Source organism: Mesorhizobium sp. WSM3868 (assembly GCF_002294785.1).
In the GTDB taxonomy this organism is placed as follows: Bacteria; Pseudomonadota; Alphaproteobacteria; order Rhizobiales; family Rhizobiaceae; genus Mesorhizobium.
Genome location: NZ_NSGB01000010.1, coordinates 201,759 through 224,546, shown reverse-complemented (window position 1 = coordinate 224,546; position 22,788 = coordinate 201,759). Strand labels below are relative to the sequence as shown.

Sequence of the window (22,788 nt, the reverse complement as noted above, 5' to 3'; positions counted from 1 at the left end):
CGTCTTGCCATGATCGACGTGGCCGATCGTGCCAATGTTCACATGCGGCTTGGTGCGCTCGAATTTACCTTTTGCCATAGTCTCTTTCCTTGGGCGGCCTTGACCTTCAGTTCAGTCGAATGCGGGGCGATTAGCGACAACGGCCGCAAAACACAAGTGCCTTGTGGTTGAGCGTTGTCACGCTCGAGCCGAACCAATGATCTGATTTCAGGGGTATGGCGCGGATATAGGATCGCGACAGGCGAATTCAAATCCGCGCGTCTTGCCTCGGCTAGCCATCGACAAGTTTCGCGCGGGTAGACGCCCGATCGGCCGGAACTGGCCCATTGCCGCCCCGATCCGGCTCTGATTTCTTCAGCCAATGCAATTCATTCCGGCAAATATCCGCGGTCCGCTGTTCATGATCGTCTCGACGGGCTCCTACCTCGTCAATGACACGATGATGAAGCTCGCGACCGCAGGGCTGCCGCCTTATGAGGTGCTGCTGCTGCGTGGCGCGGCCGCCACGGTGTGGGGCATGCCGCTGCTTTTCATGCTGGGCTATGGCAGGCAGATCCCGCTGCTGTTCGAACGCAAGGTGCTGCGCCGGAACCTTTGCGAGCTGGCGGCGATCCTCTGCTACGTCGTGGCGTTGGCCAACATGCCGATCGCCGATTCGACGGCGCTCGGGCAGATCACGCCGCTCATCGTGCTGGTCGGGTCCTCGCTCCTTTTCGGCGAGAAGATCGGCGCCGTGCGAATGGCGCTGATCAGCCTCGGCTTTGTCGGCGCCGTCATGGTGGCGCAACCGACGATGCAGGGCATTTCCATCTATGCCTTGCTGGCGCTGGGCAACGCGGCCCTGGCCGCGGCGCGCGACCTCGCCGGACGTAAGGTGGGCGCCGAGGTCCCCGGCATGATCGTTGCCATCTCCGCCGTGGTTGTCGTGCTGCTCGGCTCAGGTGTCGCACACCTTGTCTCGGAACAGTGGGTGATGCCGGAGGGCCGTCATCTCCTTTTGCTTGCCGGCGCCGGCCTGTTCCTGATCTTCGGTCACTTCTTCATCTTCATGGCCTATCGCGTCGGACCGACAAGCGCGGTGGCGCCCTTCTATTATTGCTTCACCGTCTGGGCGGTGATTTCCGGCCTTTTGGTGTTCGGGCAGCTCCCCAACGCGCTCGCCGTCTGCGGCATTCTCCTGGTGATCGGCAGCGGCCTCGCCATCGTCTCGCTCGACGAGCGAAGGAGGCGCTTGAGCATTGTGGCCTGAGGTCGTCCGGACTGAAAAGCTGAACGCTACAGCCCCACCCTTTTCTTCAGCGGACGTTTGGCAAGGAAACCGACGAGGTTGCGCAGCGTCCGCGGGTAGACCAGACGGCCGTTGCGAAAAGCCGTCAGATCGCCGGCGACATGCAGCGAGGACGTCTCATCGGGATCGCCTTGGGGGATGCCTCCCCATCGTGCCGGATCGTAATAGTCGACAAGGAAACCGTAGTCGTAGCGGCAGAAGCGCATCGCCCTTCTGAACGCCGCGGGGGAAAGATCCGAGGGACTGACCTTGCCCCGGGCTGCCTGCAGCCGCGGCATAGAGACTGTCTTGCCGCTGACCGTGGACAGGAAGGCGCCGACCTTGTCCATGTCCTCGAATTTGAAGACGTGCTCGAACAGGAACAGGCTGGAACCGATGAAGCGGCGTGGCGAGGCGACGTGAAAGTGGATGTCCCCTGAGCACGCGCAGTATTTTTCGATGTTGAGGATGAAGGTATCGGGATCCGGGTTGGTCGGCAGCCCAAAGCTCTCGAGCAACTCAAGGTTGGGCGAGCGTGACCGTAGGACATCGGTGTCCAATATCCTGCTCGAATAAGCCGAGAGCAGCCGCTCCAGCGGATCACGAACGATCGTGAATTTACCGCTGAGGCCGTCATAGACCGGCTCGAACGGATCGGCCCAATTGGTTGCAATTTGACTGTGGACGTCGTTGTCCGGGTCAAGCAGAGTGGCTTCCTTGCCGCCGAGCGCCATCAGCGCATATTTGACGCTGCTGGTGCCGCTTTTCGGGATTGGATAATAGGTGACTGGAAGGCCTTGAATCTGGACCGCCATCGCCGTTCCGCCCCACGCCATCCAATGCCAATACGCAGCGCGGTCGCGTTCGACGACCAGCGCTCGGCTGACGATCCCACCACGGCGATCGAGCCGTGGTTTCGCCGATCGTTCGACCGTTCTACAGCGTGCGCCTGCCGGAGAACTGGTGATAAGCCCAGAGCACGACGACCGAGCCGATGACGGCGACAATCAGGCTCCAGATGTTGAGGCCGGTGACACCCGATGCGCCGAAGGCGCTGAAGATCACGCCACCGACGATCGCGCCGACGATGCCGAGCACGATGTCCATGATCAAGCCCTGACCGGTCTTGTTGACGATCTTGCTGCCGATGAAGCCGGCGATCGCGCCGAGAATGATCCAGCTGATGATGCCCATTTCTTCCCTCCAATCCCCCCGCTGCCAATCATTTTCATATGATTGTCAAAAGCTCAAGACAGCTTGAAAATCCCCCCGGTTGAGCCATTCTGGCGCCGGGTGGACTTGGTTGATAGGAGATCCATGATGGGCCTTTTTGACAACGCCGTTCCCGGCGGCAACATCACCAAACCCCTGATGATCGCGCTCGGCGCGCTGTTGGTCGGCAAGATGCTGAGCGGCAGAAGCGAGGAACAGCCAGCCGAAGCTCAGGCCCCCGCCCCAACTCCCGCCGGAACCTCCGCCGATGGCGGCCTGCTCGGCGGACTGGGCGGGCTGCTCGACAGACTGCGAGACGCCGGCCACGGCGGCGTAGCCGATTCCTGGGTCGGCACCGGCCAGAACCGGCCGATCAACGCCAACGATCTCGGCTCGGCGCTGGGGCCGGCGGTGATCCGCGAGATCGCGCAACGTACCGGTATGAACGAGCAGGAGCTGCTGCAGCAATTGTCCACGGCGCTGCCCGGCGTTGTCGACAAGCTGACGCCGAACGGCCAAGTCCCGCCACAACATCAGGTGACATCGGCTTTCAACAGCTAAGCACAAGGCGGGCCGAACACGCCGCGCGCCACGGGTGCTCGGCGTCTTTCATTTGAGGCATAAGAGGAGAAAGATCTGGAGCGGGTAGCGGGAATCGAACCCGCATATTCAGCTTGGAAGGCTGCTGCTCTACCACTGAGCTATACCCGCCTGCGCTAGCATCGGAAAACAGTGGCACACTTCCGGTGCTTTTCGTTTCAGGGCTTCCGGGCCGGCAGTGGTGGAGAGGGTTGGATTCGAACCAACGTAGGCTAAGCCAACGGATTTACAGTCCGTCCCCTTTAACCACTCGGGCACCTCTCCAGTCTGCCGCCGGAGCCATGCAACGAGGCATTTCAGCCGACCCGGAGCCCGAGTAAGGATCTTCTCCGAAATCAGCGATGCGCCTTATGGCGGCAAGGCCGGTGGGTGTCAACCGGCGCGGCCAGGGTTTTTCGAGGATGTTCGGCATTCGTCGCCGCAGCCCGTATCCTTAGCCGGCCGGGACGGTTATAGAGGCCGGCATGAGCGACAACAAAAGCAGCAAACCGGGCACCCCGAAGGACACCCACTACGCCAAGCTGAGGCGCGCGCATCGCGACCAGAAGGCGGGCGGCGCGCCGGCATTCCGGCCGCGCCAACCGGTGCCGCCGGGCGAAGGCCCCGCCGACGGACTGGTGCGGCTTTACGGCCTGCACACGGTGCGGGCCGCACTCGACAATCCGCGACGCAAGATCAAAAGAATGCTGGTGACCCGCAACGCCGCCGAGCGTCTGGCAATCGGCGATCTTGCCGCCCTGCCCTTCAAGGCCGAGTTGGTCGAGCCGAAAGATATCGACAAAATCACCGGCTCGGACGCCGTGCATCAGGGCGTGCTGATCGAGGCGGAACCGCTTAAACCCAAGCGCCTTGACACGCTCGGCGACACAAAGCTGGTGCTGGTGCTCGACCAGGTCACCGACCCGCACAATGTCGGTGCTATCCTGCGCTCCGCGGTGGCTTTCGGCGCCGGCGCACTGATCACCACGGCGAGGCATAGCCCGCACGAATCCGGCGTGCTGGCGAAATCGGCGTCGGGCGCGCTGGAGCACATCGACCAGATCGAGGTGAAGAACCTGGCCGACGCGTTGGGTCAACTGCACGATGCCGGCTTCCAGACGATCGGGCTCGATTCCGAGGGATCGGCGGAGCTGGAAAAGAGCTTCGCCGGAGAAAAAATTGCCCTGGTTCTGGGCGCCGAGGGCAAGGGCCTGCGCCAGAAGACGCGCGAGACGGTGACCGCGCTCGCCCGCCTCGACATGCCCGGCGCCATCCGCTCGCTCAACGTGTCGAACGCCGCGGCGGTGAGCCTTTATGCGGCGCGAAAATTCATAGCGAATAGCGAATAGCGAATAGCGAATAGCGAATAGCGAATAGCGAATAGCGAATAGCGAATAGCCGAAACACGGCGGCCCGTCGGCCTGCAATCCCTATTCGCTACCCCCTATTCGCTAGGCCACTTGGTGGCCCGCCATCCGCTCCAGCGCCCTGACCAGCGCCGAGTGATCCTCCTTCGCCCCACCATTGGCGGCGCAGGAATTGAACAGTTGCTGCGTGGTCGAGGTGTTGGGGAGCGCAACGCCGAGCGCCTTGGCGCCTTCCAGCGCGAGGTTGAGGTCCTTCTGGTGCAGTTCGATGCGGAAACCGGGCGCGAAGGTGCGCCTGATCATGCGCTCGCCATGCACTTCGAGGATGCGCGAGGCGGCGAGACCGCCCATCAGGGCTTGGCGAACCTTTGCAGGATCGGCGCCGGCCTTCGAGGCGAAGACCAGGGCTTCGCCGATCGCCTCGATGGTGAGCGCCACGACGATCTGGTTGGCGACCTTGGTGGTCTGGCCGACGCCGTTCGGCCCGACCAGCGTGATGTTCTTGCCCATCTTCTCGAACACCGGCCTGGCGCGCTCGAACGCCTCTTCCTCGCCGCCAACCATGATGGTAAGCGAGGCTGCCTTGGCGCCGACCTCGCCGCCGGATACCGGCGCGTCGAGATAGTCGCAGCCGAGATCGTTGATCTTCTTGGCGAAGTCCTTGGTGGCGATCGGCGAGATCGAGCTCATGTCGATGACGAGCTTGCCTTTCGACAGAGCTGAAGCGACGCCGTTTTCGCCGAACAGCACATCCGCCACCTGCGGCGTGTCGGGCACCATGGTGATGATGATGCCGGCGGCGCTGGCCACCGCATCATGGCCGGTGACGGTCTTCAGCCCCTTGGCCGCGAGAGCGGCCGGCGGCTTCGAGCGATGGTCGCTGGCGATGACCGGGTAGCCGGCGTCGAGCAGATGCCCCGCCATCGGCGCGCCCATGATGCCGAGGCCAATGAAGCCGATGGTTTCCATTTTTGCGGTCTCCTGAAGATCTTTGTCCGAATGGATCGAAGGCTGGCGCCGCCCCTCATCCGCCTGCCGGCACCTTCTCCCCGTGAAGGACGGGGAGATAAGACAAGCTCCAGCGCTGGCGACCCCTCTCCCCGTTTTTCACGGGGAGAGGGTAAGGGTGAGGGGCAGGGGCGACGCTGGTTGAGAAGCGCCTAAGCCGCCGCACTCCCCTGCCCGGCGAACTGACGGAACCAGCCGAGTCCTACCTCCGTGCCGGCCTTCGGCTTGTATTCGGCGCCGATCCAGCCGGGATAGCCGAGCCGGTCGATATGGTCGTAGAGGAAGGGATAGTTGATCTCGCCCGTCCCCGGCTCGTGACGGCCGGGATTGTCCGCAAGCTGGATATGCGCGATGCGGCCAAGGTTTGCCTCGATGGTACGGGCGAGATCCCCCTCCATGATCTGCATGTGATAAATGTCGTATTGCAGGAACAGGTTCTTCGAGCCGATGCGGTCGATCAGCGCCAGCGCCTGATCGGTGTAATTCAGGAAGAAGCCCGGAATGTCGCGAGTGTTGATCGGCTCGATCAGCAGCTTGATGCTGGCCTGCTCCAGCTTTTCGGCCGCGAAAGCGAGATTTTCGGCAAAGACGTTTTCCAAAGTGGTGCGATCGGCACCCTGCGGCGCGATGCCGGCGAGGCAGTTGACCTGCTCGCAGCCAAGCGCGTGCGCATAAGTGATCGCCTTGGCGACGCCCTGGCGAAATTCAGGCACGCGGTCGGGCAGCACGGCAATGCCGCGCTCGCCCTTTGCCCAGTCGCCGACCGGCAGGTTGAAGAGAACCTGCGTCAGGCCGTTCTTCTTGAGGCGAGCGGCAACAACGTCCGGCGCATGGTCGTACGGCCCGATATATTCGACGCCCTTGAAGCCGGCGCGCGCAGCGGCATCGAAACGGTCTAGGAATTCGTGCTCCCCGAAGAGCATCGAAAGATTGGCTGAAAAACGCGGCATTCTTTTGCTCCTTCTTTCCGCCGGACCTTAATCGAGCATCACGATCGCCGTCGGCGCATCCTCGTGGCTTTCGGCAAGCTCCTCGAATTCGGTGATCTTGTCGATTTCGGTGCCCATGGAAATGTTAGTGACACGCTCGAGGATGAATTCGAGAACGACCGGGACCTGGTGTTCCTTCATCAGCCGCTCAGCCTCTTTGAAGGCGCCGGCGAACTCTTCCGGCTTGCGCACACGAACCGCCTTGCAGCCCATCGCCTCGGCGACCGCAACATGGTCGACGCCGTAGCCGGCCTCGGGATCGTTTGCCCGGTTGACGTTCTCGAAGGCGAGGCTCACCTCGTAGTCCATCGAGAAGCCGCGCTGCGCCTGGCGGATCAGCCCGAGATAGGCGTTGTTCACGACGACGTGGATGTAAGGCAGGTTGTGCTGCGCGCCGACCGCCAGCTCCTCGATCATGAACTGGAAGTCGTAGTCGCCGGAGAGCGCGACGATGGCGCGATCGGGATCCGCGGCGCGCACGCCGAGCGCGGCCGGCAGCGTCCAGCCGAGCGGGCCGGCCTGGCCGCAGTTGATCCAGTTGCGCGGCTTGTAGACATGCAGGAATTGCGCGCCGGCGATCTGCGACAGGCCGATCGTGGTGACATAGGTGGTGTCGCGGGCAAAAGCCTTGTTCATCTCCTCATAGACGCGCTGCGGCTTCAGCGGCACCTGCTCGAAATGCGTCTTGCGCTTCATGGTTTTCTTGCGCTGCTGGCATTCCTTCGCCCAGCCCGACCAGTCGCGCAGCTTGCCGGCCGTACGCCACTCGGTGGCGACGTCGAGCAGCATCTTCAGCGCCGCGCCCGCATCCGAGACGATGCCGAGATCCGGCGCGAAGACGCGGCCGATCTGAGTGGGCTCGATGTCGACATGGATGAATTTCTTGCCCTTGGTGTAGACGTCGACCGACCCGGTGTGGCGATTGGCCCAGCGGTTGCCGATGCCAAAGACGAAGTCGGCTTCAAGCATTGTCGCGTTGCCGTAACGGTGCGAGGTCTGCAGGCCGCACATGCCGGCCATCAGCCGGTGATCGTCGGGGATCGCGCCCCAGCCCATCAACGTCGGAATGACCGGCACGCCGGTGACTTCGGCGAACTCGATCAGCAAATCGGAAGCATCGGCGTTGATGATGCCGCCGCCGGCGACGATCAGCGGCTTTTGCGCCTGGTTGAGCATTGCCAAAGCCTTTTCGGCCTGGGCGCGCGTCATTGCCGGCCTGAAGGGAACCAGCGGCTCATAGGCCTCGATGTCGAATTCGATCTCGGCAAGCTGCACATCGAGCGGCAGGTCGATCAGCACCGGGCCCGGTCGCGAGGAGCGCATCAGGTGGAACGCCTTCTGCAGCGCCATCGGCACCAGATAGGGTTCCATGACGGTGACGGCCCATTTGGCGACGGGTGCTGCGATCGAAGCGATGTCGACGGCCTGGAAATCCTCCTTGTTGAGGCGAGCGCGCGGCGCCTGCCCGGTGATGCAGAGGATGGGAATGGAATCCGCCGAGGCGGAATAGAGCCCGGTGATCATATCGGTGCCGGCCGGACCTGAGGTGCCGATGCAGAGCCCGATATTGCCGGGCTTAGCGCGGGTAAAACCTTCAGCCATGTGCGAGGCGCCCTCGACATGGCGCGCGAGAACGTGGCGGATGGTGCCGCGCGCCTTCAGCGCCGAATAGAGCGGGTTGATCGCCGCGCCCGGCACGCCGAAGGCATTGGTGATGCCTTCCTTTTCTAGAACGAGAACCGCCGCGTCGACAGCGCGCATCCTGGCCATGTTCAGCCTCCACTTCGTTGATTGGCTGAGAATGCCAGCGCGTTCCCGATTTTTCAATTTTTTCAGAATATTTTTTCATTTCTAGAAAACTGTTGTACCTGGCTGAATTCACTGACCCTTTCCTTTTCCAGAAAATCGCCGCGACGGGCTAGTGAAAAACTTTTTCATTGTGCTCCGCGCGAAATTGCGGAGAATGCGTGCATGGAAACCACGGAAAAACGCCAACGCGGCCGGCCGCGTGCCTTCAACGGCCCGCAGGAAGCGGCTTCAGTGCAGTCGCTCGACCGCGCGCTGCGCATCCTGGCGATCGTCGCGGACGCCAGCGGCTTGTCCTTGAGCGAGATCGCGGCGCGCAGCGGCATCGCCGCCTCAACGGCCTACCGCATGCTGACGACGCTGGAGAACCACGGCATGGTCGAGTTCGACTCGACCGACCAGCTCTGGTCGATCGGCGTCGAGACCTACCGCATGGGCGCCGCCTTCCTGCGCCGCCGCAAGCTGGTCGACCGCGCCCGCATCGTCATGCAGGAACTGATGGAAAAGACCGGCGAGACCGCCAACCTGGGCGTCGCCGAGGACGATTGCGTGGTTTTCGTCAGTCAGGTCGAGACGCATCAGGCGATCCGGGCCTTCTTCCGGCCGGGCACGCGCAGTTCGTTCCATGCATCAGGCATCGGCAAGGCGGTGCTGGCGCATCTCGAGCCGGAGCGGGTCGCCGCCATCCTGCGCAAGGCCGGCCTGCAGCGCTTCACCGACAAGACGCTCTCCGACATCTCGGCGCTGGCTCATGATCTGGCGACCATCAAGCATCGCGGCTGGTCGGTCGACGACGAGGAACGCCATCCCGGCATGCGCTGCGTCGCCGCTGCCATCTTCAACGAGTTCGGCGAGCCGATCGGCGGCGTTTCCGTGTCCGGCCCGACGGTGCGGGTGACGCCCGAGCGCCTGGCCGAGATCGGTCCGCTGGTGCGCGAGGCCGCGGCCGAGGTGACGAAGATGATCGGCGGCGTGAAAGCCTACTGACTGCGACAGCTTTTGTTTGCGCATGACCCCGGCGTCATGCGCCGGGCAGCGCGCTCTTGGCCGCCATCTCGGGACGGCTGGACTAAACGTATCGCTGTACACCGTCGGCTGCATAGGCCCTGCCGTCTTGCCGCGGCGTTCGAATGCATGCGAAAGGGCGTGATGCTGAAAACGGTTCAACTCTTGCTCGCCGCTTCACTGTGCGCATGCGCCGCCACGACACCGTTGCCTGACTCCAGCGGGCAACGCGTCGATTCCATACCGGTGTCGCTCGCCCTCGACGAGATCATTACCGCCGGCGTCCGCCAGCACTTGAAGGATCCAGTCTCGGCGAAGTTCGGGACGATGCTTGCCGGTGAGCGGACGTTGAATGGCCGCCAGGAGATCGTGGTTTGCGGCTTTGTCGACGACAAGCGCTCGGCCGGCGGCTCCAGGGACGGCAAAGCCTTCATTGCCAAGGTCTACCCGGATGCTGGAAACAGCTTCGAACTTGTCGCGATGAGCGGTGAATCGCCGAATGCCGGGCTTGCTGTTGCCGGCGCCTGCCGCAGCGCGGGATTGGCGATCGAGGCCAAGACCTCCTAGCACCAGGCGAAAAAGGGGCCGCGAAGCCCCCTTTCCGGTTGCCGAGACGGTGGCTCTCCTCTGTTTACGCAATTCCGGACGGAAAACCGCTATGCGCTTTTCCTGGAATTGCTCAGAGGCGACAGTAATGCGGATAGCCGTCGTAGCCGATGTAGGTGTTCGAGCCCGGATCGTAGCTGGCATAGCGGGCCATGCAGCGGCGAACATGCCAGGAACCGGCGTAGCCATCCTCGACATAGACCGTGCGCGGCTGCTGAGCGAGCAGGTTGCCCAGGACGAAGCCGCCAACGCCGGCGGCGATGCCGATGCCGAGCTCGCGGCGGTGATGATGGTCGTGAGCGGCCGAAGGCTGGACGGTGCCGGCCAGCGTGCCGGCGGCGACAGAGGTGGCGATAAGGGTCGAAACGAGCGTGCGCTTGAACATGATGACCTCCTTGGTTTCCTGACCGAGGCGATCGATCCGCCTCTTGATCATCTGTCGTTGCAGCGCGGAAAAGGTTCGAAGTTTTTTTCTGATTTTTTTGAGTGGCCGGAAGCGGCTCAAATCTTTCGGAACTGCCCCTATCCTTGATCGAGGCGACCATTCGCCTCTGGCGATCAGTTGTGGCGGAGCGGCGGCAAAAGGTTCGAGGGATGGGTGGATGAGTGAATGGTCGAGAAAACGCCGCCTTTCACCATTCACCATTCACTCCCCTTCACCCCATCCCCGTCACGTGCCGCAGCCAGAAGGCCAGCACGATGAAGCCGATGATCGTGGTGACGCCCGTCCAGTCGATGTTGGCCTTCTTCAGATCGCTGACGGCCTTCATCAGGAGAAGCCAGGTCACGACGATGAGCGGTAGGATGATGACGAATCTGATCATGCGACACCCCGTTCGATGCCATTGCACCCGACAGAGATGTAGGAAGCGGCGCGCCGCTTTTCAGCATGCCGACTAAGCCAAGCGGTCCATTAGCAACCCAAAACGGAGTTTTGTCTTTACTGGCGCACGAAATGTGCTACCGGAGCGCCGTGCCCTTGTAGCTCAGCTGGTAGAGCAGCGGTTTTGTAAACCGAAGGTCGCGGGTTCGATCCCTGCCGGGGGCACCATCCTTCGCTCTGCCAGCTTTCGAGCATCACTATATTCTGGCAATGCGCTATTTCCGGCAGGTGCTGCCATGTCGCGAACTCTGATCGTCATTGGCCTCAGCATAGTTGCCGCTGGCCTGCTGTGGCCATGGGTAACCAGGATCGGCCTCGGCAGGTTGCCCGGTGATATCGTGATCGAGCGCGAGAATTTCAGGCTCTACGCACCCATCACCACGGGAATTCTGATCAGTGTCGTTCTCTCGACCATTCTGTGGCTGATCAACCGTCAGTGAGTACGTTCGGCCGCGACGCTTTGCTGAAAGCCCTCTACCTGCTCGCTCTTGATCTTCTATACGCCGATCGCAGCCACCAAGATCCGGTTCTGCCGCCTTATCGCCGCGCGCAGCTCCGGGATTTTCGCCTCGTCGCGCTTCACGAACTCGATGAACATCATGTTCATGTTGTTGAAGATCAACTCGCCCACCGCCGGGCCATCGATGTCTGACCGCACCAGGCCGATCTCCTGCAGGCGGGCGATCAGCGCCCGGATCTGTTCGGTCAAGGCGCGGTCGAGCGCGGTATAGGCTTGGCCGAACGGGCTGTCGGGCAGCTGCGTCGAAATGGCCATCGCCTGCCGCCACATCTCCTTGCTCAGGTAATTCAGCGAGTGCTCGATATAGATGCCGATCAACCTGTCGAGCGCGTCGCCGACATCGGCCGGCGGGCTGCCGACCACGCCTTGCCCGGCATTCAGCACCTCGTTGACCTCCATAGCCACGATGGCGCCGAGGATGTCACCCTTGTTCTGGTAGTAATTGTAGATTGTGCCGATCGAGACCTCTGCCTGCGCAGCTATGGCCTCGATCTTGGCGCCTTCATAGCCGGCCTCACGGAAAAGCTCCGTCGCCGCATCGATGATGCGGCGGTGCCTGTCCGCCTTCTGCCGTGCGCGCAATCCGCTCATATCGGCCTCTCTGCCACAAAATCATAATTGACTCAATTTTAGAATTGGTTCAACTTTTCCTCAACAAGCCAGCAAGGCAGGGAGAACACTCGATGACCGTCAATGTCCGGAATCCGCTTTCCAGCCTGAAGTCCCGTCTCGGAGCCGCCTGCGCTGCTGTGGCGCTGCTCGCCGCGGGCGGCGCTCAGGCCGCCGATCTCAACGCGCTGATCTGGTGCGACCACTCCGATCCGGCGCTGCTGCAGCCCTTCGAGGAGGCCAACAACGTCAAGGTCAACGTCAAGGAATTCGAGGGCACAGGCGCAGGGCTCGCGATCGTCGATCAGTCGCAGCCGGGCGATTGGGACGTGATGGTGATCGATTCCATCGACGTACCGCGCGGTGTCGAGAAAGGCCTGTTCGAGCCGCTGCCGGAGGACAAGCTGCCTTTCGCCGACCTCTTTCCGGAAGTGAAGATGGACAAGTCCACCGTGGTCGACGGCAAGCGCTACGGTATCACCGAAAAGTTCGGCTACAACACGATCGGCTTCAACAAGACCAAGGTCGATCCGGCCGACATGCAGTCGCTGGCTTCGCTGACCAGCGACAAATACAAGGGCAAGATCGCGATCTACGACTATTACCTGCCGGTCATCGGCATGGCGGCTCTGGCCATCGGCAAGAAGACCGCCGACCTCTCCGAGGCAGACCTGCCCGCTCTCAAGGCCGAACTGCTCAAGATGAAGGCCAACGCCAAGCTGGTCGGCGAAGTCACCGCCAGCCAGACCGCGCTTGCGACCGGCGAGGTGGACGTCCTTGTCGGCGGCGGCGAGTGGGTGACTGCGGGGCTCGCCAAGGAAAACCCGGCGCTCGACTTCTCGATCCCCAAGGAAGGCGCGGTGCTGTGGTCGCAGTCGCTCGCCATGTTCAAGGATTCCAAGAACAAGGACATGGCGCTAAAATTCATCCAGTACATTCTGAGCCCGGAAGGCCAGGCGCGCCTTGCCACCTCCTCCTGCTACTGGGGCATGCCGTCCAACAAGAAGGCAGCGCTCACCGACGAGCAGAAGAAGATCCTGCGCTTCGACGAGCAGCCCGGCTTCCTCGCCCGCGCCCAGGCCTATCCGGCGCCGAACGCCGATCTCGACAAGAAGATGCAGGACATGTGGACCGAAATGCTGCAGGCGCAGTAATCGGCCGATGAGCGGTTCCGGAGGTAGCCCGCGTGCCCTGCCCTGGGCGCTGGTCACGCCGGCGCTGGCGTGGACGCTTCTGTTCTTCGTGCTGCCCTTCGTCGCCATGGGATTGTCGAGCCTGACGGCGCATGAAGGCGGCGGCTTCACTTTGGCCAATTACAGCCAGTTCTTCACCGATCCATCCTACTGGCGGGCGATGGTGAACTCGCTGCAGGTGACCGCAAACGTCACCGTGATTTCGATCCTGCTCGCCTACCCATTCGCCTGGATCCTCGCCGAACAAGTACCGGAGCGCTGGCAGCGATTGGCACTGATGCTCGCCGTGCTGCCGTTCTGGACGTCTTACGTCGTGCGCTCCTATTCCTGGCTGCTCGTGCTGGCGCAGAACGGCGTCATCAATCGGGCGCTCACCGGCACCGGCTTGGTCGCGGAGCCGCTGCAGCTTGCGAACACTCGGTTCGCTACCGTCACCGGCTTCGTCCACTTCTTCATCATGCTGCTGACGCTCACCATCTTCGCCAATCTGAAACAACTCAGCCCGAGCTATCGCAAGGCGGCCGCCGACCTCGGTGCCGGGCCGGTGCGGACCTTCCTGCATGTCGTGCTGCCGCTGACCCTGCCCGGTATCATGGTCGGGGCTTTCCTCACCTTCGTACTCTGCATCGGCGACTACATCACGCCGCAGATCCTCGGCGGCAACAACGAGCTGGTCATGCCGCAGCTGGTCATGATGCAGATCGGCCGGCGCGGCGATTTTCCGCTGGCCTCGGCGCTTTCGATCATCCTGATGGCCGTCGTCACCGTCGCCTATCTCGCCTGCGCCCGCTGGCTGAAGATCGAGCGGGCTTGACCATGCGTGCTGCCGTCCGCCTCGCTGCCTGGCTCTACGCGATCGCCGTCTACGGCTTCATCTTCCTGCCGGTGGTCGTGCTGATACTGTTCTCGCTGCAGGCGACCTCTTTCCCCATCCCGCCTTTCACCGGCCCGTCGCTGCGCTGGTACCAGGCGGTGCTGTCCGATGCGCGACTGACGTCCGCGCTGGTCAATTCGCTGCTGGTGGCGGTGCTGTCCTCGCTCGCATCCGTCACGCTCGGCTTCCTTTCCGCCTGGGGTTTCGCGCGCTTCGTGCTGCCGGGCTCGGCCCTGCTGCGCGGGCTGATCACGCTGCCGCTCACCGTCAGCTATCTGATCATCGGCATGGGGCTGCTGGTGCTGTTCAACTGGGCCGGCGTGCCGAAATCGCTCATCGCCGTCGGCATCGGTCATGTGGTGATCAACCTGCCGCTCTGCTTCGCCATCATCTACAGCCAGATGGGCGACCACCAGATCAACATCGAGCGCGCCGCGCGCGACCTCGGCGCTCCCGAATGGAAGGTGCTGCTGATGATCACGGTGCCGGTCATGGCGCCGGCGATCTTCGCCGGCTTCTTCCTGTCGATGACCTTCTCCTGGGACGAGTTCGTCATCTCCTTCCTGCTCACCCGATTCGAGACGACGCTCCCGGTCGAGATCTGGAACCTCTTGCGCTCCGGCCTCAATCCCAAGACCAATGCCGTCGGCTCGCTGGTCTTTGCGGTTTCCATTGTGCTCGTGGTGCTGTTCGAATTGACCCTGCTGCGGAGAAAGCCGGCATGAGCGCCCCATTGGTCGACATCCGCAACGTCTCGCATCATTTCGGCCACCTTCGCGTTTTGAAGAACGTCTCGCTCGCGATCGAGCCCGGCAGCTACACGATCCTCCTCGGCCCGTCCGGCTCCGGCAAGACGACGCTGCTTTCGATCCTTGGCGGCTTCGTCACCCCCAGCGAAGGCAAGGTGTTCATTCGCGGCGCGGATTGCACCGCCGTGCCGCCGGCCAAGCGCCCGACGACGACCGTCTTCCAGGACTACGCGCTGTTCCCGCATATGAGCGTCGGTAAGAATGTCGGCTTCGGGCTGCGCATGCAGGGCGTCGATGGCGCGACGCGGACGGCAAAGGCACGCGAAGCGCTCGCCCTCGTCGGGCTTGCAGACTCCTTCGACAAGAAGCCGCACCAGCTCTCCGGTGGCCAGCGCCAGCGCGTGGCGTTGGCGCGTGCGCTGGTCATCGAGCCGGCGGTGCTGTTGCTCGACGAGCCGCTCGGCGCGCTGGATCTTAAGCTGCGCCGGCAGATGCAGGACGAGTTGAAAGCGATCCAGAAGCGGGTCGGCACCGCTTTCGTCCATGTCACGCACGACCAGGAAGAAGCGATGGCCCTGGCCGGCCATTGCGTGGTGATGAATGATGGGCGCATCGAGGACGAAGGACCGCCCGAGCGAGTCTATGCGCGGCCGAAGACTCGCTTCTCGGCGACCTTCATGGGCGAAAGCACGATTCTTGCCGGCAAAGCCGGCGAAACACAGGATGGACGCGTCGCAGTGGCGACCAGGCTCGGGCCGATCTCGCTGCCCGGCACGGCGCCGGCTGGCGCGGCTGTGGCGCTTGCCATCCGGCCCGAGCACCTCATCCTTGCGGGAGCGAAAGGCGACGTTGCGCTCGGCACCGCCAGAGTGAGCGACGTCGTCTTCCAAGGGAGCTTCAAGCGGGTGCTCGCCACCTCGGCGCAGGATCCTGCATTGCAGTTCATCGCCAAGGCACCAGCTCCCGCGACCGTCCAGGCCGGCGACACGGTCGCGGTTTCCTGCGACGCTCAAGACATCATCCTGCTGGCGGACTGATCCAATGAGCATGCTTCCGGTCATCGAGGCTCCGGACTGGTACGAGAGCATCCGCATGAGCGACGACGTCACGCTCATCCATGAGCCATGGATAAAGCCGTTCTTCCGCTGCAACATCTGGCATGTGCGCGGCCGCGACGGCGATCTTTTGTTCGATACCGGCCTCGGCCATTTCAGCCTGCGGCGCCATGTGCCGCTGGTCACCGAACGCAAGCTTGTCTGCGTCGCCAGCCACACGCATTTTGACCACATCGGCTGCCACCACGAATTTCCGGATCGCTGCGTGCATTCGGCTGAAGCCCAGATCCTCGCCGATCCGCGCAACGAGTGGACGGTCGCCGACCGCTACGCGACAGACGAGATGTTCGACGGCATGCCCGACGGATGGGATACGGCCAGCTACCGCATCCCGCCTGCGCCGGCCAACCGGCTGCTTGAGCAGGGCGACGTTGTCGATCTCGGCGATCGTGCCTTCGAGGTCATCCACACGCCTGGCCACTCCCCCGGCGGCATCGCGCTCTTCGAGCGAAAGACCCGCATCCTCTTGTCCGGCGACATCGTCTATGACGGGCCGCTGATCGACGACGTCTACCACTCCGATATCGGCGACTATGTCGAGACGCTGCTTGCCATGCGCGACCTCGACGTCTCGGTCGTGCATGGCGGCCATTTCCCGAGCTTCGGCAAGGTGCGCTACCGCCAGTTGATCGACGAGTATCTTGCGCAGAAGCGGCAGGCAGGCTGTCACCTGCTGCAGAACCGCTAGCGCTTCAAAGCGCCCTTTGCGGACAAGGCATCCCGGCGGCGTCGCCGCAGCGGGAGGCCGTCGGATGCGGCCGCTGGCTCATCTCCTCCGAGTGGCGCACAAGCTCGGCGAACATGAGGGCGAAACTTCCCATCATCAGGAAGACTATGATCAGACGCGTCACTGGCAATAGATAGGTCTCTCGACTGGCCAGCCCCCGCCAACCCATCCACTGCCGGCTAACATGATCGATCCGGCTTTACGAGTGTTTAAGCCTGGTCTTAACCATTGCAGCCATCACATTCGTTGCATGGCTGTCACGAAGCGCGAGCGCCAACGCCTATCCGCATGGCGGGGCGCACCGCCCTTTGCAGATGCGGTCGGCGCATGCTACGCCGTCGCCTGCGCGACCGGCAGGCGGTAGCGGTCGCCGTTCGGGATCCATGAGCAAAGAAACCAGCCGTTTCGCCTTCGTCTCTTCCGACACCGACGACGCCCGCGCGGCGCTGGAAACCCTGTCGGCGCGCTATGGGCAAATACCTGTCGCCGAGGCGGAGATCATCATCGCGCTCGGCGGTGACGGCTTCCTGCTGCAGACGCTGCGCGACACGATGAGCACGGGCAAGAAGGTCTACGGGATGAACCGTGGCACCATCGGCTTCCTGATGAACGAATATCGCGCCGGCGGTCTCGATGAACGCATTTCGAAAGCGGTATCCGAGACGATCCGCCCACTGGAAATGCAGGCGGTGACTCACGAGGGCGAAACGATCTCGGCGCTGGCGATCAACGAAGTGGCGCTTTGGCGCCAATCCTATCAGACCGCGAAAATACGCATCACCGTCGACGAGCAGGTGCGGCTGGAGGAATTGAACTGCGACGGCGTCATGATCGCGACACCCGCTGGTTCGACAGCCTACAATCTGTCGGCGCACGGGCCGATCCTACCGCTCGACGCGCCGCTTTTGGCGCTGACGCCGGTGAGCCCCTTCCGGCCCCGGCGCTGGCGCGGCGCGCTGCTCTCCAACAAAGCGATCGTGCGCTTCGACATATTGGAGTCGGAAAAGCGCCCGGTGAACGCCGCCGCCGACCACACCGAGGTCAAGGCGATCGCCTCTGTCACGGTGCGGGAATCGCCGACCGCGACGGCGACGTTGCTGTTCGATCCCAATCATTCATGGAACGAGCGTATTCTTGCCGAGCAATTCCGCTATTGAGCCGGTAGAAGACAATAACCCGGATCAAGCATCGCAATTAAGGTTACGTGTTCACAATCCGCCGGATTCCCGGCCGTTTCTGTTGACAAATCGCGGCCTTGCGCCTAACTGCAACCCGATCTTGCAGGCGCGCGGCGCCCGCCGCAACGCGTGTTGCGATTTTTCCCGAACCAGCCAAAGACAGCCACAACTTGTCCGCAGACACTCAGACCGCTCAAGAAGCGTTGACGTTCACAGACCTCGGCCTGTCGCCGAAGGTCCTCTCCGCAGTCACCGATGCCGGCTACACCAAGCCTACCCCGATCCAGTCCGGCGCCATTCCGCATGCGCTGCTTGGCAAGGATGTGTTGGGCATTGCCCAGACAGGCACCGGCAAGACCGCTTCCTTCGTGCTGCCGATGCTGACCCGGCTGGAAAAGGGCCGTGCGCGTGCCCGCATGCCGCGCACGCTGATCCTCGAGCCGACACGCGAGCTCGCCGCCCAGGTCGAGGAAAACTTCGTCAAATACGGCAAGAACCACAAGCTTAACATCGCGCTGCTGATCGGCGGCGTCTCCTTCGAGGAGCAGGACAAAAAACTGGAGCGCGGCGCCGATGTGCTGATCGCCACGCCCGGCCGGCTGCTCGACCACCGCGAGCGCGGCAAGCTCTTGCTCAACGGCGTCGAGATCCTCGTCATCGACGAGGCCGACCGCATGCTCGATATGGGCTTCATCCCGGATATCGAGCGCATCTGCGAGATGATCCCGTTCACGCGCCAGACCCTGTTCTTCTCGGCGACCATGCCGCCGGAAATCACCAAGCTCACCGAAAAATTCCTGCATGCGCCGGTGCGCGTCGAGGTATCCAGAGCCGCTTCCACCGCGACCAGCATCACGCAGCGCCTGGTGAAGTCAGGCTCCAAGCCGTGGGACAAGCGCGAGACGCTTCGCAATCTCATGCGGACCGAAGAGTCCGATCTGAAGAACGCCATCATCTTCTGCAACCGCAAGGTCGAAGTGTCGGAGCTTTTCCGCTCGCTGCTGAAGCATGATTTCGACGCCGGCGCGCTGCATGGCGACATGGATCAGCGCGCCCGCATGCAGATGCTTGCCAATTTCCGCGATGGCAAGCTGCGTTACCTCGTCGCCTCGGACGTCGCCGCCCGCGGCCTCGATATTCCAGACGTCAGCCACGTCTTCAACTACGACGTGCCGATCCATGCAGAGGATTATGTCCACCGTATCGGGCGCACCGGCCGGGCCGGCCGCTCGGGAAAATCCTTCACCATCGCGACGCGCTCCGACACCAAATATGTCGACGCCATCGAAAAGCTGATTGGCACCAAGATCGAATGGCATGACGGCGACCTGTCGACGGTCGCCGAGAGCGAAGGCGAAGAAGCGCCTCGCCGTGGCCGCGGCGCGCCGGTCGCAAGGACGAGGACCGCAAGGGCCGTGGCGAGCGCAAGAAAGGCGCGGACCGCCACGCCAGGCACAGCGACGACGAGACGCCGGAGACAGCACGCGAAGAGCAGCCGGTGGCCGAGATTGCCGAGATTGCCGAGCGCCGCGCCCGCAAGGATGCGATCCGTTCCGAGAACGACCGCAAGGGTTCCGACAACCGCAACGAGCAGCGCGGGGCTTCCCGTCCTCAGCGCGACCACAACCGCCCTGGCCGCCACCGTCATGAAGAGGACGACGCGACCGTCGGCTTCGGCGATGACGTGCCCGCCTTCATGCGCATCGTCGCGAAGGTCTGACCTCAATACCGCGTCGGCAACAACGAGGCGGCCCCGAATGGGGCCGTTCCTCTACTGCCGTTTCGCTCGAAGGATACAAGCGCTTTGCCGGGATTGTCCTGCTGCCGCTTACATCGGCCCGGGCATCATCTTGGTCGGCTTCTCCAGCATCGGAAACTCGGCGTCGCTGCATTTCACCTTCGGGTTCGTCGGGCTGAACATGCCGTTCGGATTGTCCCTGAACAGCCAGGCGTGAAGATCGTAATGGACGAACTCCTTCGGGATGAGCGGATAATGCCCCTCCATCGGACCCATGAATTTCTGGCCGAATAGGCTCGGTGGTTCCTTGACATCCGGCGTCAAGGGCACCAGCCATTCTACGGCGACCAGCTTCAAGCCTTTCTTGGTCGGTTCGTAAATGAGCACGTTGGGCTTCATCGGGTCGAGCTTCTGGCCGACGCTCGGAACGTTGACGAAATGGATGCCCATGGCGCCCTTCGGATATTCCATCGTGCCCGGAATCTTCTCGCCCGAGTAGTAGACGCAGCCGACGGTCGACAGATAGAGGTCGCGAACGGCGGCCGTGTAGTCCTCATATTTGGCCAGCGATTTTTTCAAAGCTTCGACGTCGGCCTTGTTGGCGTCTTCGGCTCGAGCCGTGGCTGCTCCAACCCATGCGCCCAAGAGGCCAGTCAAAACGAGGACGCCGCAGCGCCCAAGGCGAGTCGTTCTTGTCATGCATTCCTCCCAGATTCTTGAACTGGCCGTGCAAGACCGAGGCGGAAAAATGCTGATTGCGCGGCCGGTTGTACCGCCTCGTCCCCGCTGGACAGCGTCGATGCTAGTCCTTTCCAAGGCGATGGAAAGGCATCAATTAGAACTAGCTAACGCCCCGACGCCTTTTCCCATCTCGAGGTCAAAAACAAAACGGCCCTCGCGGGGCCGTTTTGCATAGTAGAGTAGTTCTCCTGGCAGCAGCTTCTATCAGGTCAGCGGCGACAGTTGGATCTCGACGCGACGGTTCTGGGCGCGACCGGCAGCCGTCGCGTTGGAAGCAACCGGACGTGTCTTGCCGAAGCCGGTGACGGCGAAGCGGCGGGAATCGACGCCCTGGCCCGACAGGTAGTTGGCGACGGCCAGCGCACGGCGCTGCGACAGGTCGAAATTGTGCTCGTCGCCGCCAGTCGAGTCGGTGTGGCCGAAGACGTCGACGGTCGTCTGGCGGAACTTGTTCAGCACCAGCGCCACCGAGTTCAGCACCGGATAGAAGCCCGGCTTCACCGCGTCCTGGTCGACGTTGAAGGTGATGTCGGACGGCATGTTGAGAATGATCTGGTCGCCGCTGCGGGTGACGCTGACGCCGGTGCCCTGCAGCTGACGGCGAAGCTCGGCCTCGTTCTGGTCCATCGTCGCGCCGATCGCGCCGCCGGCAAGGGCGCCGATGCCCGCACCGATCAGCGCGTTGCGGCGGTCGTTGCCGCCGGCCAGCAGACCAAGGCTGGCACCCGCCAACGCGCCGAGGCCGGCGCCGGCCGCGGTGTTGGAGATCTTCTGGTCGCCGGTATACGGATCGGTGGTGGTGCAGGCGCTCACGAGCACAGCCGTCGCCACGACGACGAGCACGGTCTTCTTCATAAGATTGTCCCTCTCCAAATCGCGGCCGTTGCAGCCGCGCCAAATCAGCCCTTCCGCACGCGTTGTACCATGAATTGCGGCAAAAAGCGGAACGGCAAAGCTACCAGAGGTTCTTGCCGTCGATCACCACCACTTCGACCGTGTCCAGGTCGAAGTCGTCGAACAGGCGAGAGTTGACGCTGATCCTCGGGTTGTCGAAGTCGGGCTGGCCCGTCGACCAGTCCGGCGTTTCGGTGAAGGTGCCGCAGCCGCAGGTCGAGCAGAAACCATGCTTTATGGTTTTCGAGCCCCAGCGGTAGAAGGAGACGTTCTCAGGCGGGCTGGTGAGCTTGAATTGCGACGGGACGTAATAGGCCCAGAGCGACCCGCGCTTGGAGCAGAATGAGCAGGTGCATTGCGTCACCGTCTGCGGCGCCTCGGAGACTTCGAAAGTCGTGGCCTTGCAGTGGCAGCTTCCCTTGATCATCATGGATCTCTCCCTTGTCCGCCTGCCCCGCACAGTTCCGTGCGGAAGACGCCGCGGAACTTCTGTGGCAGCAAGGCAACATAAAGAAGTCGTCCTGACAACCGTTCGTCAGCAGGCGCGGCAGCGCCCGGTCGAGAGCTCACATGGCACTGCCTGGCCGCGGCAATCCTAGTAAGAGGGCGGCGGCACGAACAGGCAGATGGTCTTGCCGGCGTCCAATCCGGCCTGGTGCGCGCACCAGTGATATTCGCCATCAGGCGAATCCTTGACCCGCTTGTCGCTGTAGGCGACCACCTCGCCCGTGCCTTTTATCACATAGCCTTCCGGCCGCTCGCCGATCGATGTCTGTGGCACCTCCTTGCAGTCGTAGTTGGCGCAGCAGGCAAAGGGATAGCTCCAGGCTTGCGGAAGCACCGCCGTAGGTTTGGCGTCGTGCGCGACGGCAGTAGCGGTCAGCATCATGGTCCCGAAGGTGGCGAACAGGGAAAACAGGAGCCGGCCGGCCGGGCGAACGGCTCGGGCCGATCTTGACTTGGCAGCAGACATCGAAGCGTTCCTTTCGAGCATCAAGCGTTTTGTCGCTTGCCCGTTCCCGGAACGTGTCTTCCCAGTGGCCGGATCGTCAGTCGCAGTTATGCCGCGTCCGGCCATACATGCTTCTATACCCAGCCCGAATGCTGGGCTGATTCCTTGGCCGGCGCAAGAACTGGGCGTGCCCTCGGAATCGCACCGGGGTTCAGCAGCGGCCGCAGAAAAGGGTGCGCCGACTTGGTTAACAATAACTACGACAAGCCTGCGACCAGGGGTGCCTAAGAACGAAATTCTGCCGACGGAAGTTCCGACCGTCAGCCGGTGACATGTTCACGATATTGCGGCAGGTCGTCCGTAATCGTGAACCATTGCGCCTTGGAACCGACGAAGATATGTGCACTTGGGCGAATGCTCGGATCGCCCGTCAGGGTCCCCATGGCAACATGGACGTAGGCACCCTCCCGCACCAAGGAGTAGAGCAGGGAGCCGCACTGCCCGCAATGCGCGTCGTGGCCGCCGGCATCGCCATAGATCAGCAGCCTGTCGTCGCCCGCGGTGAGATGAAACTTGTCGCGCGCGATGCCGGCAATGGGCTTGAAAGCCGAGCCTGTGGTACGGCGGCAGTTCGAGCAATGGCAATTCACCGCGTAGGCGAATTCATCGGTCACCTCGTAGCGGACGGTGCCGCAGAAGCATTGCCCGGCAAGCGTACGAGCACCTGCCTTTTCCGGATTTGCCAAGGTCTCACCCCCTGCCAGCCGCCACCCGGC

General features: G+C 62.7%; 25 protein-coding genes, 3 tRNA genes and 2 pseudogenes. 14 read left to right on the top strand and 16 right to left on the bottom strand.

Going from position 1 to position 22,788, the window contains the following annotated elements:
• Window positions 1-78, bottom strand: a pseudogene (locus CK221_RS18165) (elongation factor Tu); the annotation flags it as partial.
• Window positions 79-361: 283 nt separating this feature from the next.
• On the opposite strand from CK221_RS18165, the gene CK221_RS18160 reads away from it, so the two are divergent.
• Entirely contained in the window at window positions 362-1,249 is an 888-nt protein-coding gene (locus CK221_RS18160; RefSeq protein WP_095778691.1) for a DMT family transporter, read from the top strand.
• 26 nt (window positions 1,250-1,275) lie between these two features.
• Here the strand turns inward: CK221_RS18160 and CK221_RS18155 are convergent, their stop codons facing one another.
• Window positions 1,276-2,082: a sulfotransferase family 2 domain-containing protein gene (locus CK221_RS18155; RefSeq protein ID WP_066989561.1), complete on the bottom strand. Its 807-nt coding sequence runs from the start codon at window positions 2,080-2,082 to the stop codon at window positions 1,276-1,278.
• Window positions 2,083-2,203: 121 nt separating this feature from the next.
• A complete protein-coding gene (locus CK221_RS18150) occupies window positions 2,204-2,461 on the bottom strand; it encodes a GlsB/YeaQ/YmgE family stress response membrane protein (protein ID WP_066989559.1) in 258 nt (85 codons plus the stop codon).
• Between the two features lie 126 nt (window positions 2,462-2,587).
• On the opposite strand from CK221_RS18150, the gene CK221_RS18145 reads away from it, so the two are divergent.
• The gene (locus tag CK221_RS18145) at window positions 2,588-3,040 is read left to right on the top strand and encodes a YidB family protein (protein ID WP_067321636.1); all 453 of its coding nucleotides are present in this window, start codon (window positions 2,588-2,590) and stop codon (window positions 3,038-3,040) included.
• A 76-nt stretch (window positions 3,041-3,116) separates the two neighbouring features.
• On the opposite strand, the gene CK221_RS18140 is transcribed toward CK221_RS18145, so the two are convergent.
• Together CK221_RS18140 and CK221_RS18135 are read right to left on the bottom strand one after the other, a co-directional pair.
• Window positions 3,117-3,190: transfer RNA gene (locus CK221_RS18140), tRNA-Gly, on the bottom strand.
• Between the two features lie 68 nt (window positions 3,191-3,258).
• Window positions 3,259-3,343: transfer RNA gene (locus CK221_RS18135), tRNA-Tyr, on the bottom strand.
• Window positions 3,344-3,543: 200 nt separating this feature from the next.
• Between CK221_RS18135 and CK221_RS18130 the strand changes: the two genes are divergently transcribed.
• Window positions 3,544-4,407, top strand: coding sequence for an RNA methyltransferase (locus CK221_RS18130; protein ID WP_095778690.1), 864 nt, complete (start codon window positions 3,544-3,546; stop codon window positions 4,405-4,407).
• 102 nt (window positions 4,408-4,509) lie between these two features.
• On the opposite strand, the gene CK221_RS18125 is transcribed toward CK221_RS18130, so the two are convergent.
• The 3 genes from CK221_RS18125 to gcl all read right to left on the bottom strand — a co-directional run bounded on the left by CK221_RS18125 (window position 4,510) and on the right by gcl (window position 8,192).
• Complete coding sequence (locus tag CK221_RS18125; RefSeq protein ID WP_245430672.1) at window positions 4,510-5,430, bottom strand: 2-hydroxy-3-oxopropionate reductase; 921 nt, start codon at window positions 5,428-5,430, stop codon at window positions 4,510-4,512.
• A 155-nt stretch (window positions 5,431-5,585) separates the two neighbouring features.
• Window positions 5,586-6,383, bottom strand: a complete 798-nt coding sequence (gene otnI, locus CK221_RS18120; RefSeq protein WP_095778688.1) for a 2-oxo-tetronate isomerase — start codon at window positions 6,381-6,383, stop codon at window positions 5,586-5,588.
• A gap of 27 nt (window positions 6,384-6,410) precedes the next feature.
• Window positions 6,411-8,192, bottom strand: a complete 1,782-nt coding sequence (gene gcl / locus CK221_RS18115; protein ID WP_067321640.1) for a glyoxylate carboligase — start codon at window positions 8,190-8,192, stop codon at window positions 6,411-6,413.
• Between the two features lie 201 nt (window positions 8,193-8,393).
• On the opposite strand from gcl, the gene bhcR reads away from it, so the two are divergent.
• Together bhcR and CK221_RS18105 are read left to right on the top strand one after the other, a co-directional pair.
• Window positions 8,394-9,215 carry an HTH-type transcriptional regulator BhcR gene (bhcR, locus tag CK221_RS18110; protein WP_067321643.1) on the top strand — a complete coding sequence of 274 codons (822 nt, stop codon included), beginning with the start codon at window positions 8,394-8,396 and terminating at the stop codon, window positions 9,213-9,215.
• Window positions 9,216-9,251: 36 nt separating this feature from the next.
• Window positions 9,252-9,800 carry a hypothetical protein gene (locus tag CK221_RS18105; RefSeq protein WP_245430671.1) on the top strand — a complete coding sequence of 183 codons (549 nt, stop codon included), beginning with the start codon at window positions 9,252-9,254 and terminating at the stop codon, window positions 9,798-9,800.
• Between the two features lie 112 nt (window positions 9,801-9,912).
• Here CK221_RS18105 and CK221_RS30795 read toward each other — a convergent pair whose 3' ends face one another.
• Both CK221_RS30795 and CK221_RS18095 read right to left on the bottom strand, forming a co-directional pair.
• On the bottom strand, window positions 9,913-10,485 hold the full coding sequence (locus CK221_RS30795) for a BA14K family protein (protein ID WP_245430670.1): 573 nt from the start codon (window positions 10,483-10,485) through the stop codon (window positions 9,913-9,915).
• 10 nt (window positions 10,486-10,495) lie between these two features.
• The gene (locus CK221_RS18095; protein ID WP_082953745.1) at window positions 10,496-10,663 is read right to left on the bottom strand and encodes a hypothetical protein; all 168 of its coding nucleotides are present in this window, start codon (window positions 10,661-10,663) and stop codon (window positions 10,496-10,498) included.
• Window positions 10,664-10,814: 151 nt separating this feature from the next.
• Between CK221_RS18095 and CK221_RS18090 the strand changes: the two genes are divergently transcribed.
• Both CK221_RS18090 and CK221_RS18085 read left to right on the top strand, forming a co-directional pair.
• A tRNA-Thr gene (locus tag CK221_RS18090) sits at window positions 10,815-10,890 on the top strand.
• A gap of 68 nt (window positions 10,891-10,958) precedes the next feature.
• The gene (locus CK221_RS18085; RefSeq protein WP_095778687.1) at window positions 10,959-11,162 is read left to right on the top strand and encodes a DUF2905 domain-containing protein; all 204 of its coding nucleotides are present in this window, start codon (window positions 10,959-10,961) and stop codon (window positions 11,160-11,162) included.
• Between the two features lie 56 nt (window positions 11,163-11,218).
• Here CK221_RS18085 and CK221_RS18080 read toward each other — a convergent pair whose 3' ends face one another.
• The gene (locus CK221_RS18080; protein WP_066989542.1) at window positions 11,219-11,833 is read right to left on the bottom strand and encodes a TetR/AcrR family transcriptional regulator; all 615 of its coding nucleotides are present in this window, start codon (window positions 11,831-11,833) and stop codon (window positions 11,219-11,221) included.
• 92 nt (window positions 11,834-11,925) lie between these two features.
• Here CK221_RS18080 and CK221_RS18075 point away from each other — a divergent pair, with 92 nt between their 5' ends.
• From CK221_RS18075 to CK221_RS18040, 7 genes and pseudogenes are all read left to right on the top strand, one after another.
• Window positions 11,926-13,005, top strand: coding sequence for a spermidine/putrescine ABC transporter substrate-binding protein (locus tag CK221_RS18075; RefSeq protein ID WP_095778686.1), 1,080 nt, complete (start codon window positions 11,926-11,928; stop codon window positions 13,003-13,005).
• A gap of 7 nt (window positions 13,006-13,012) precedes the next feature.
• Window positions 13,013-13,858: an ABC transporter permease gene (locus tag CK221_RS18070; protein WP_095778685.1), complete on the top strand. Its 846-nt coding sequence runs from the start codon at window positions 13,013-13,015 to the stop codon at window positions 13,856-13,858.
• A 2-nt stretch (window positions 13,859-13,860) separates the two neighbouring features.
• Complete coding sequence (locus CK221_RS18065; RefSeq protein WP_095778684.1) at window positions 13,861-14,643, top strand: ABC transporter permease; 783 nt, start codon at window positions 13,861-13,863, stop codon at window positions 14,641-14,643.
• Window positions 14,640-15,704, top strand: coding sequence for an ABC transporter ATP-binding protein (locus CK221_RS18060; protein ID WP_095778683.1), 1,065 nt, complete (start codon window positions 14,640-14,642; stop codon window positions 15,702-15,704). The genes CK221_RS18065 and CK221_RS18060 overlap by 4 nt, the downstream gene beginning before the upstream one ends.
• A 4-nt stretch (window positions 15,705-15,708) precedes the next feature.
• Entirely contained in the window at window positions 15,709-16,470 is a 762-nt protein-coding gene (locus tag CK221_RS18055; RefSeq protein WP_095778682.1) for an MBL fold metallo-hydrolase, read from the top strand.
• A gap of 422 nt (window positions 16,471-16,892) precedes the next feature.
• Window positions 16,893-17,666, top strand: a complete 774-nt coding sequence (locus CK221_RS18045) for an NAD kinase (protein WP_067321550.1) — start codon at window positions 16,893-16,895, stop codon at window positions 17,664-17,666.
• Window positions 17,667-17,857: 191 nt separating this feature from the next.
• A pseudogene (locus CK221_RS18040) lies at window positions 17,858-19,407 on the top strand (DEAD/DEAH box helicase).
• A 108-nt stretch (window positions 19,408-19,515) separates the two neighbouring features.
• Here the strand turns inward: CK221_RS18040 and CK221_RS18035 are convergent.
• The 5 genes from CK221_RS18035 to CK221_RS18015 all read right to left on the bottom strand — a co-directional run bounded on the left by CK221_RS18035 (window position 19,516) and on the right by CK221_RS18015 (window position 22,758).
• On the bottom strand, window positions 19,516-20,124 hold the full coding sequence (locus CK221_RS18035; RefSeq protein WP_095778681.1) for a hypothetical protein: 609 nt from the start codon (window positions 20,122-20,124) through the stop codon (window positions 19,516-19,518).
• A gap of 246 nt (window positions 20,125-20,370) precedes the next feature.
• Window positions 20,371-21,021: an OmpA family protein gene (locus CK221_RS18030; RefSeq protein ID WP_059184805.1), complete on the bottom strand. Its 651-nt coding sequence runs from the start codon at window positions 21,019-21,021 to the stop codon at window positions 20,371-20,373.
• A gap of 100 nt (window positions 21,022-21,121) precedes the next feature.
• The gene (locus tag CK221_RS18025; RefSeq protein WP_095778680.1) at window positions 21,122-21,490 is read right to left on the bottom strand and encodes a GFA family protein; all 369 of its coding nucleotides are present in this window, start codon (window positions 21,488-21,490) and stop codon (window positions 21,122-21,124) included.
• Window positions 21,491-21,655: 165 nt separating this feature from the next.
• Window positions 21,656-22,033 carry a hypothetical protein gene (locus CK221_RS18020; RefSeq protein WP_066989898.1) on the bottom strand — a complete coding sequence of 126 codons (378 nt, stop codon included), beginning with the start codon at window positions 22,031-22,033 and terminating at the stop codon, window positions 21,656-21,658.
• Window positions 22,034-22,332: 299 nt separating this feature from the next.
• Window positions 22,333-22,758 carry a GFA family protein gene (locus CK221_RS18015; RefSeq protein WP_095778679.1) on the bottom strand — a complete coding sequence of 142 codons (426 nt, stop codon included), beginning with the start codon at window positions 22,756-22,758 and terminating at the stop codon, window positions 22,333-22,335.
• Window positions 22,759-22,788 lie beyond the last annotated feature (30 nt).

Excerpts from the sequence above, each read along its gene's own strand:
- CK221_RS18160 (WP_095778691.1), top strand. The coding sequence starts at position 362 with ATGCAATTCATTCCGGCAAATATCCGCGGTCCGCTGTTCATGATCGTC.
- CK221_RS18155 (WP_066989561.1), bottom strand. The coding sequence starts at position 2,082 with ATGGCGGTCCAGATTCAAGGCCTTCCAGTCACCTATTATCCAATCCCG.
- CK221_RS18150 (WP_066989559.1), bottom strand. The coding sequence starts at position 2,461 with ATGGGCATCATCAGCTGGATCATTCTCGGCGCGATCGCCGGCTTCATC.
- CK221_RS18145 (WP_067321636.1), top strand. The coding sequence starts at position 2,588 with ATGGGCCTTTTTGACAACGCCGTTCCCGGCGGCAACATCACCAAACCC.
- CK221_RS18130 (WP_095778690.1), top strand. The coding sequence starts at position 3,544 with ATGAGCGACAACAAAAGCAGCAAACCGGGCACCCCGAAGGACACCCAC.
- otnI (WP_095778688.1), bottom strand. The coding sequence starts at position 6,383 with ATGCCGCGTTTTTCAGCCAATCTTTCGATGCTCTTCGGGGAGCACGAA.
- gcl (WP_067321640.1), bottom strand. The coding sequence starts at position 8,192 with ATGGCCAGGATGCGCGCTGTCGACGCGGCGGTTCTCGTTCTAGAAAAG.
- bhcR (WP_067321643.1), top strand. The coding sequence starts at position 8,394 with ATGGAAACCACGGAAAAACGCCAACGCGGCCGGCCGCGTGCCTTCAAC.
- CK221_RS18105 (WP_245430671.1), top strand. The coding sequence starts at position 9,252 with ATGCGCCGGGCAGCGCGCTCTTGGCCGCCATCTCGGGACGGCTGGACT.
- CK221_RS30795 (WP_245430670.1), bottom strand. The coding sequence starts at position 10,485 with ATGGTGAATGGTGAAAGGCGGCGTTTTCTCGACCATTCACTCATCCAC.
- CK221_RS18095 (WP_082953745.1), bottom strand. The coding sequence starts at position 10,663 with ATGATCAGATTCGTCATCATCCTACCGCTCATCGTCGTGACCTGGCTT.
- CK221_RS18085 (WP_095778687.1), top strand. The coding sequence starts at position 10,959 with ATGTCGCGAACTCTGATCGTCATTGGCCTCAGCATAGTTGCCGCTGGC.
- CK221_RS18080 (WP_066989542.1), bottom strand. The coding sequence starts at position 11,833 with ATGAGCGGATTGCGCGCACGGCAGAAGGCGGACAGGCACCGCCGCATC.
- CK221_RS18075 (WP_095778686.1), top strand. The coding sequence starts at position 11,926 with ATGACCGTCAATGTCCGGAATCCGCTTTCCAGCCTGAAGTCCCGTCTC.
- CK221_RS18070 (WP_095778685.1), top strand. The coding sequence starts at position 13,013 with ATGAGCGGTTCCGGAGGTAGCCCGCGTGCCCTGCCCTGGGCGCTGGTC.
- CK221_RS18065 (WP_095778684.1), top strand. The coding sequence starts at position 13,861 with ATGCGTGCTGCCGTCCGCCTCGCTGCCTGGCTCTACGCGATCGCCGTC.
- CK221_RS18060 (WP_095778683.1), top strand. The coding sequence starts at position 14,640 with ATGAGCGCCCCATTGGTCGACATCCGCAACGTCTCGCATCATTTCGGC.
- CK221_RS18055 (WP_095778682.1), top strand. The coding sequence starts at position 15,709 with ATGAGCATGCTTCCGGTCATCGAGGCTCCGGACTGGTACGAGAGCATC.
- CK221_RS18045 (WP_067321550.1), top strand. The coding sequence starts at position 16,893 with ATGAGCAAAGAAACCAGCCGTTTCGCCTTCGTCTCTTCCGACACCGAC.
- CK221_RS18035 (WP_095778681.1), bottom strand. The coding sequence starts at position 20,124 with ATGACAAGAACGACTCGCCTTGGGCGCTGCGGCGTCCTCGTTTTGACT.
- CK221_RS18030 (WP_059184805.1), bottom strand. The coding sequence starts at position 21,021 with ATGAAGAAGACCGTGCTCGTCGTCGTGGCGACGGCTGTGCTCGTGAGC.
- CK221_RS18025 (WP_095778680.1), bottom strand. The coding sequence starts at position 21,490 with ATGATGATCAAGGGAAGCTGCCACTGCAAGGCCACGACTTTCGAAGTC.
- CK221_RS18020 (WP_066989898.1), bottom strand. The coding sequence starts at position 22,033 with ATGTCTGCTGCCAAGTCAAGATCGGCCCGAGCCGTTCGCCCGGCCGGC.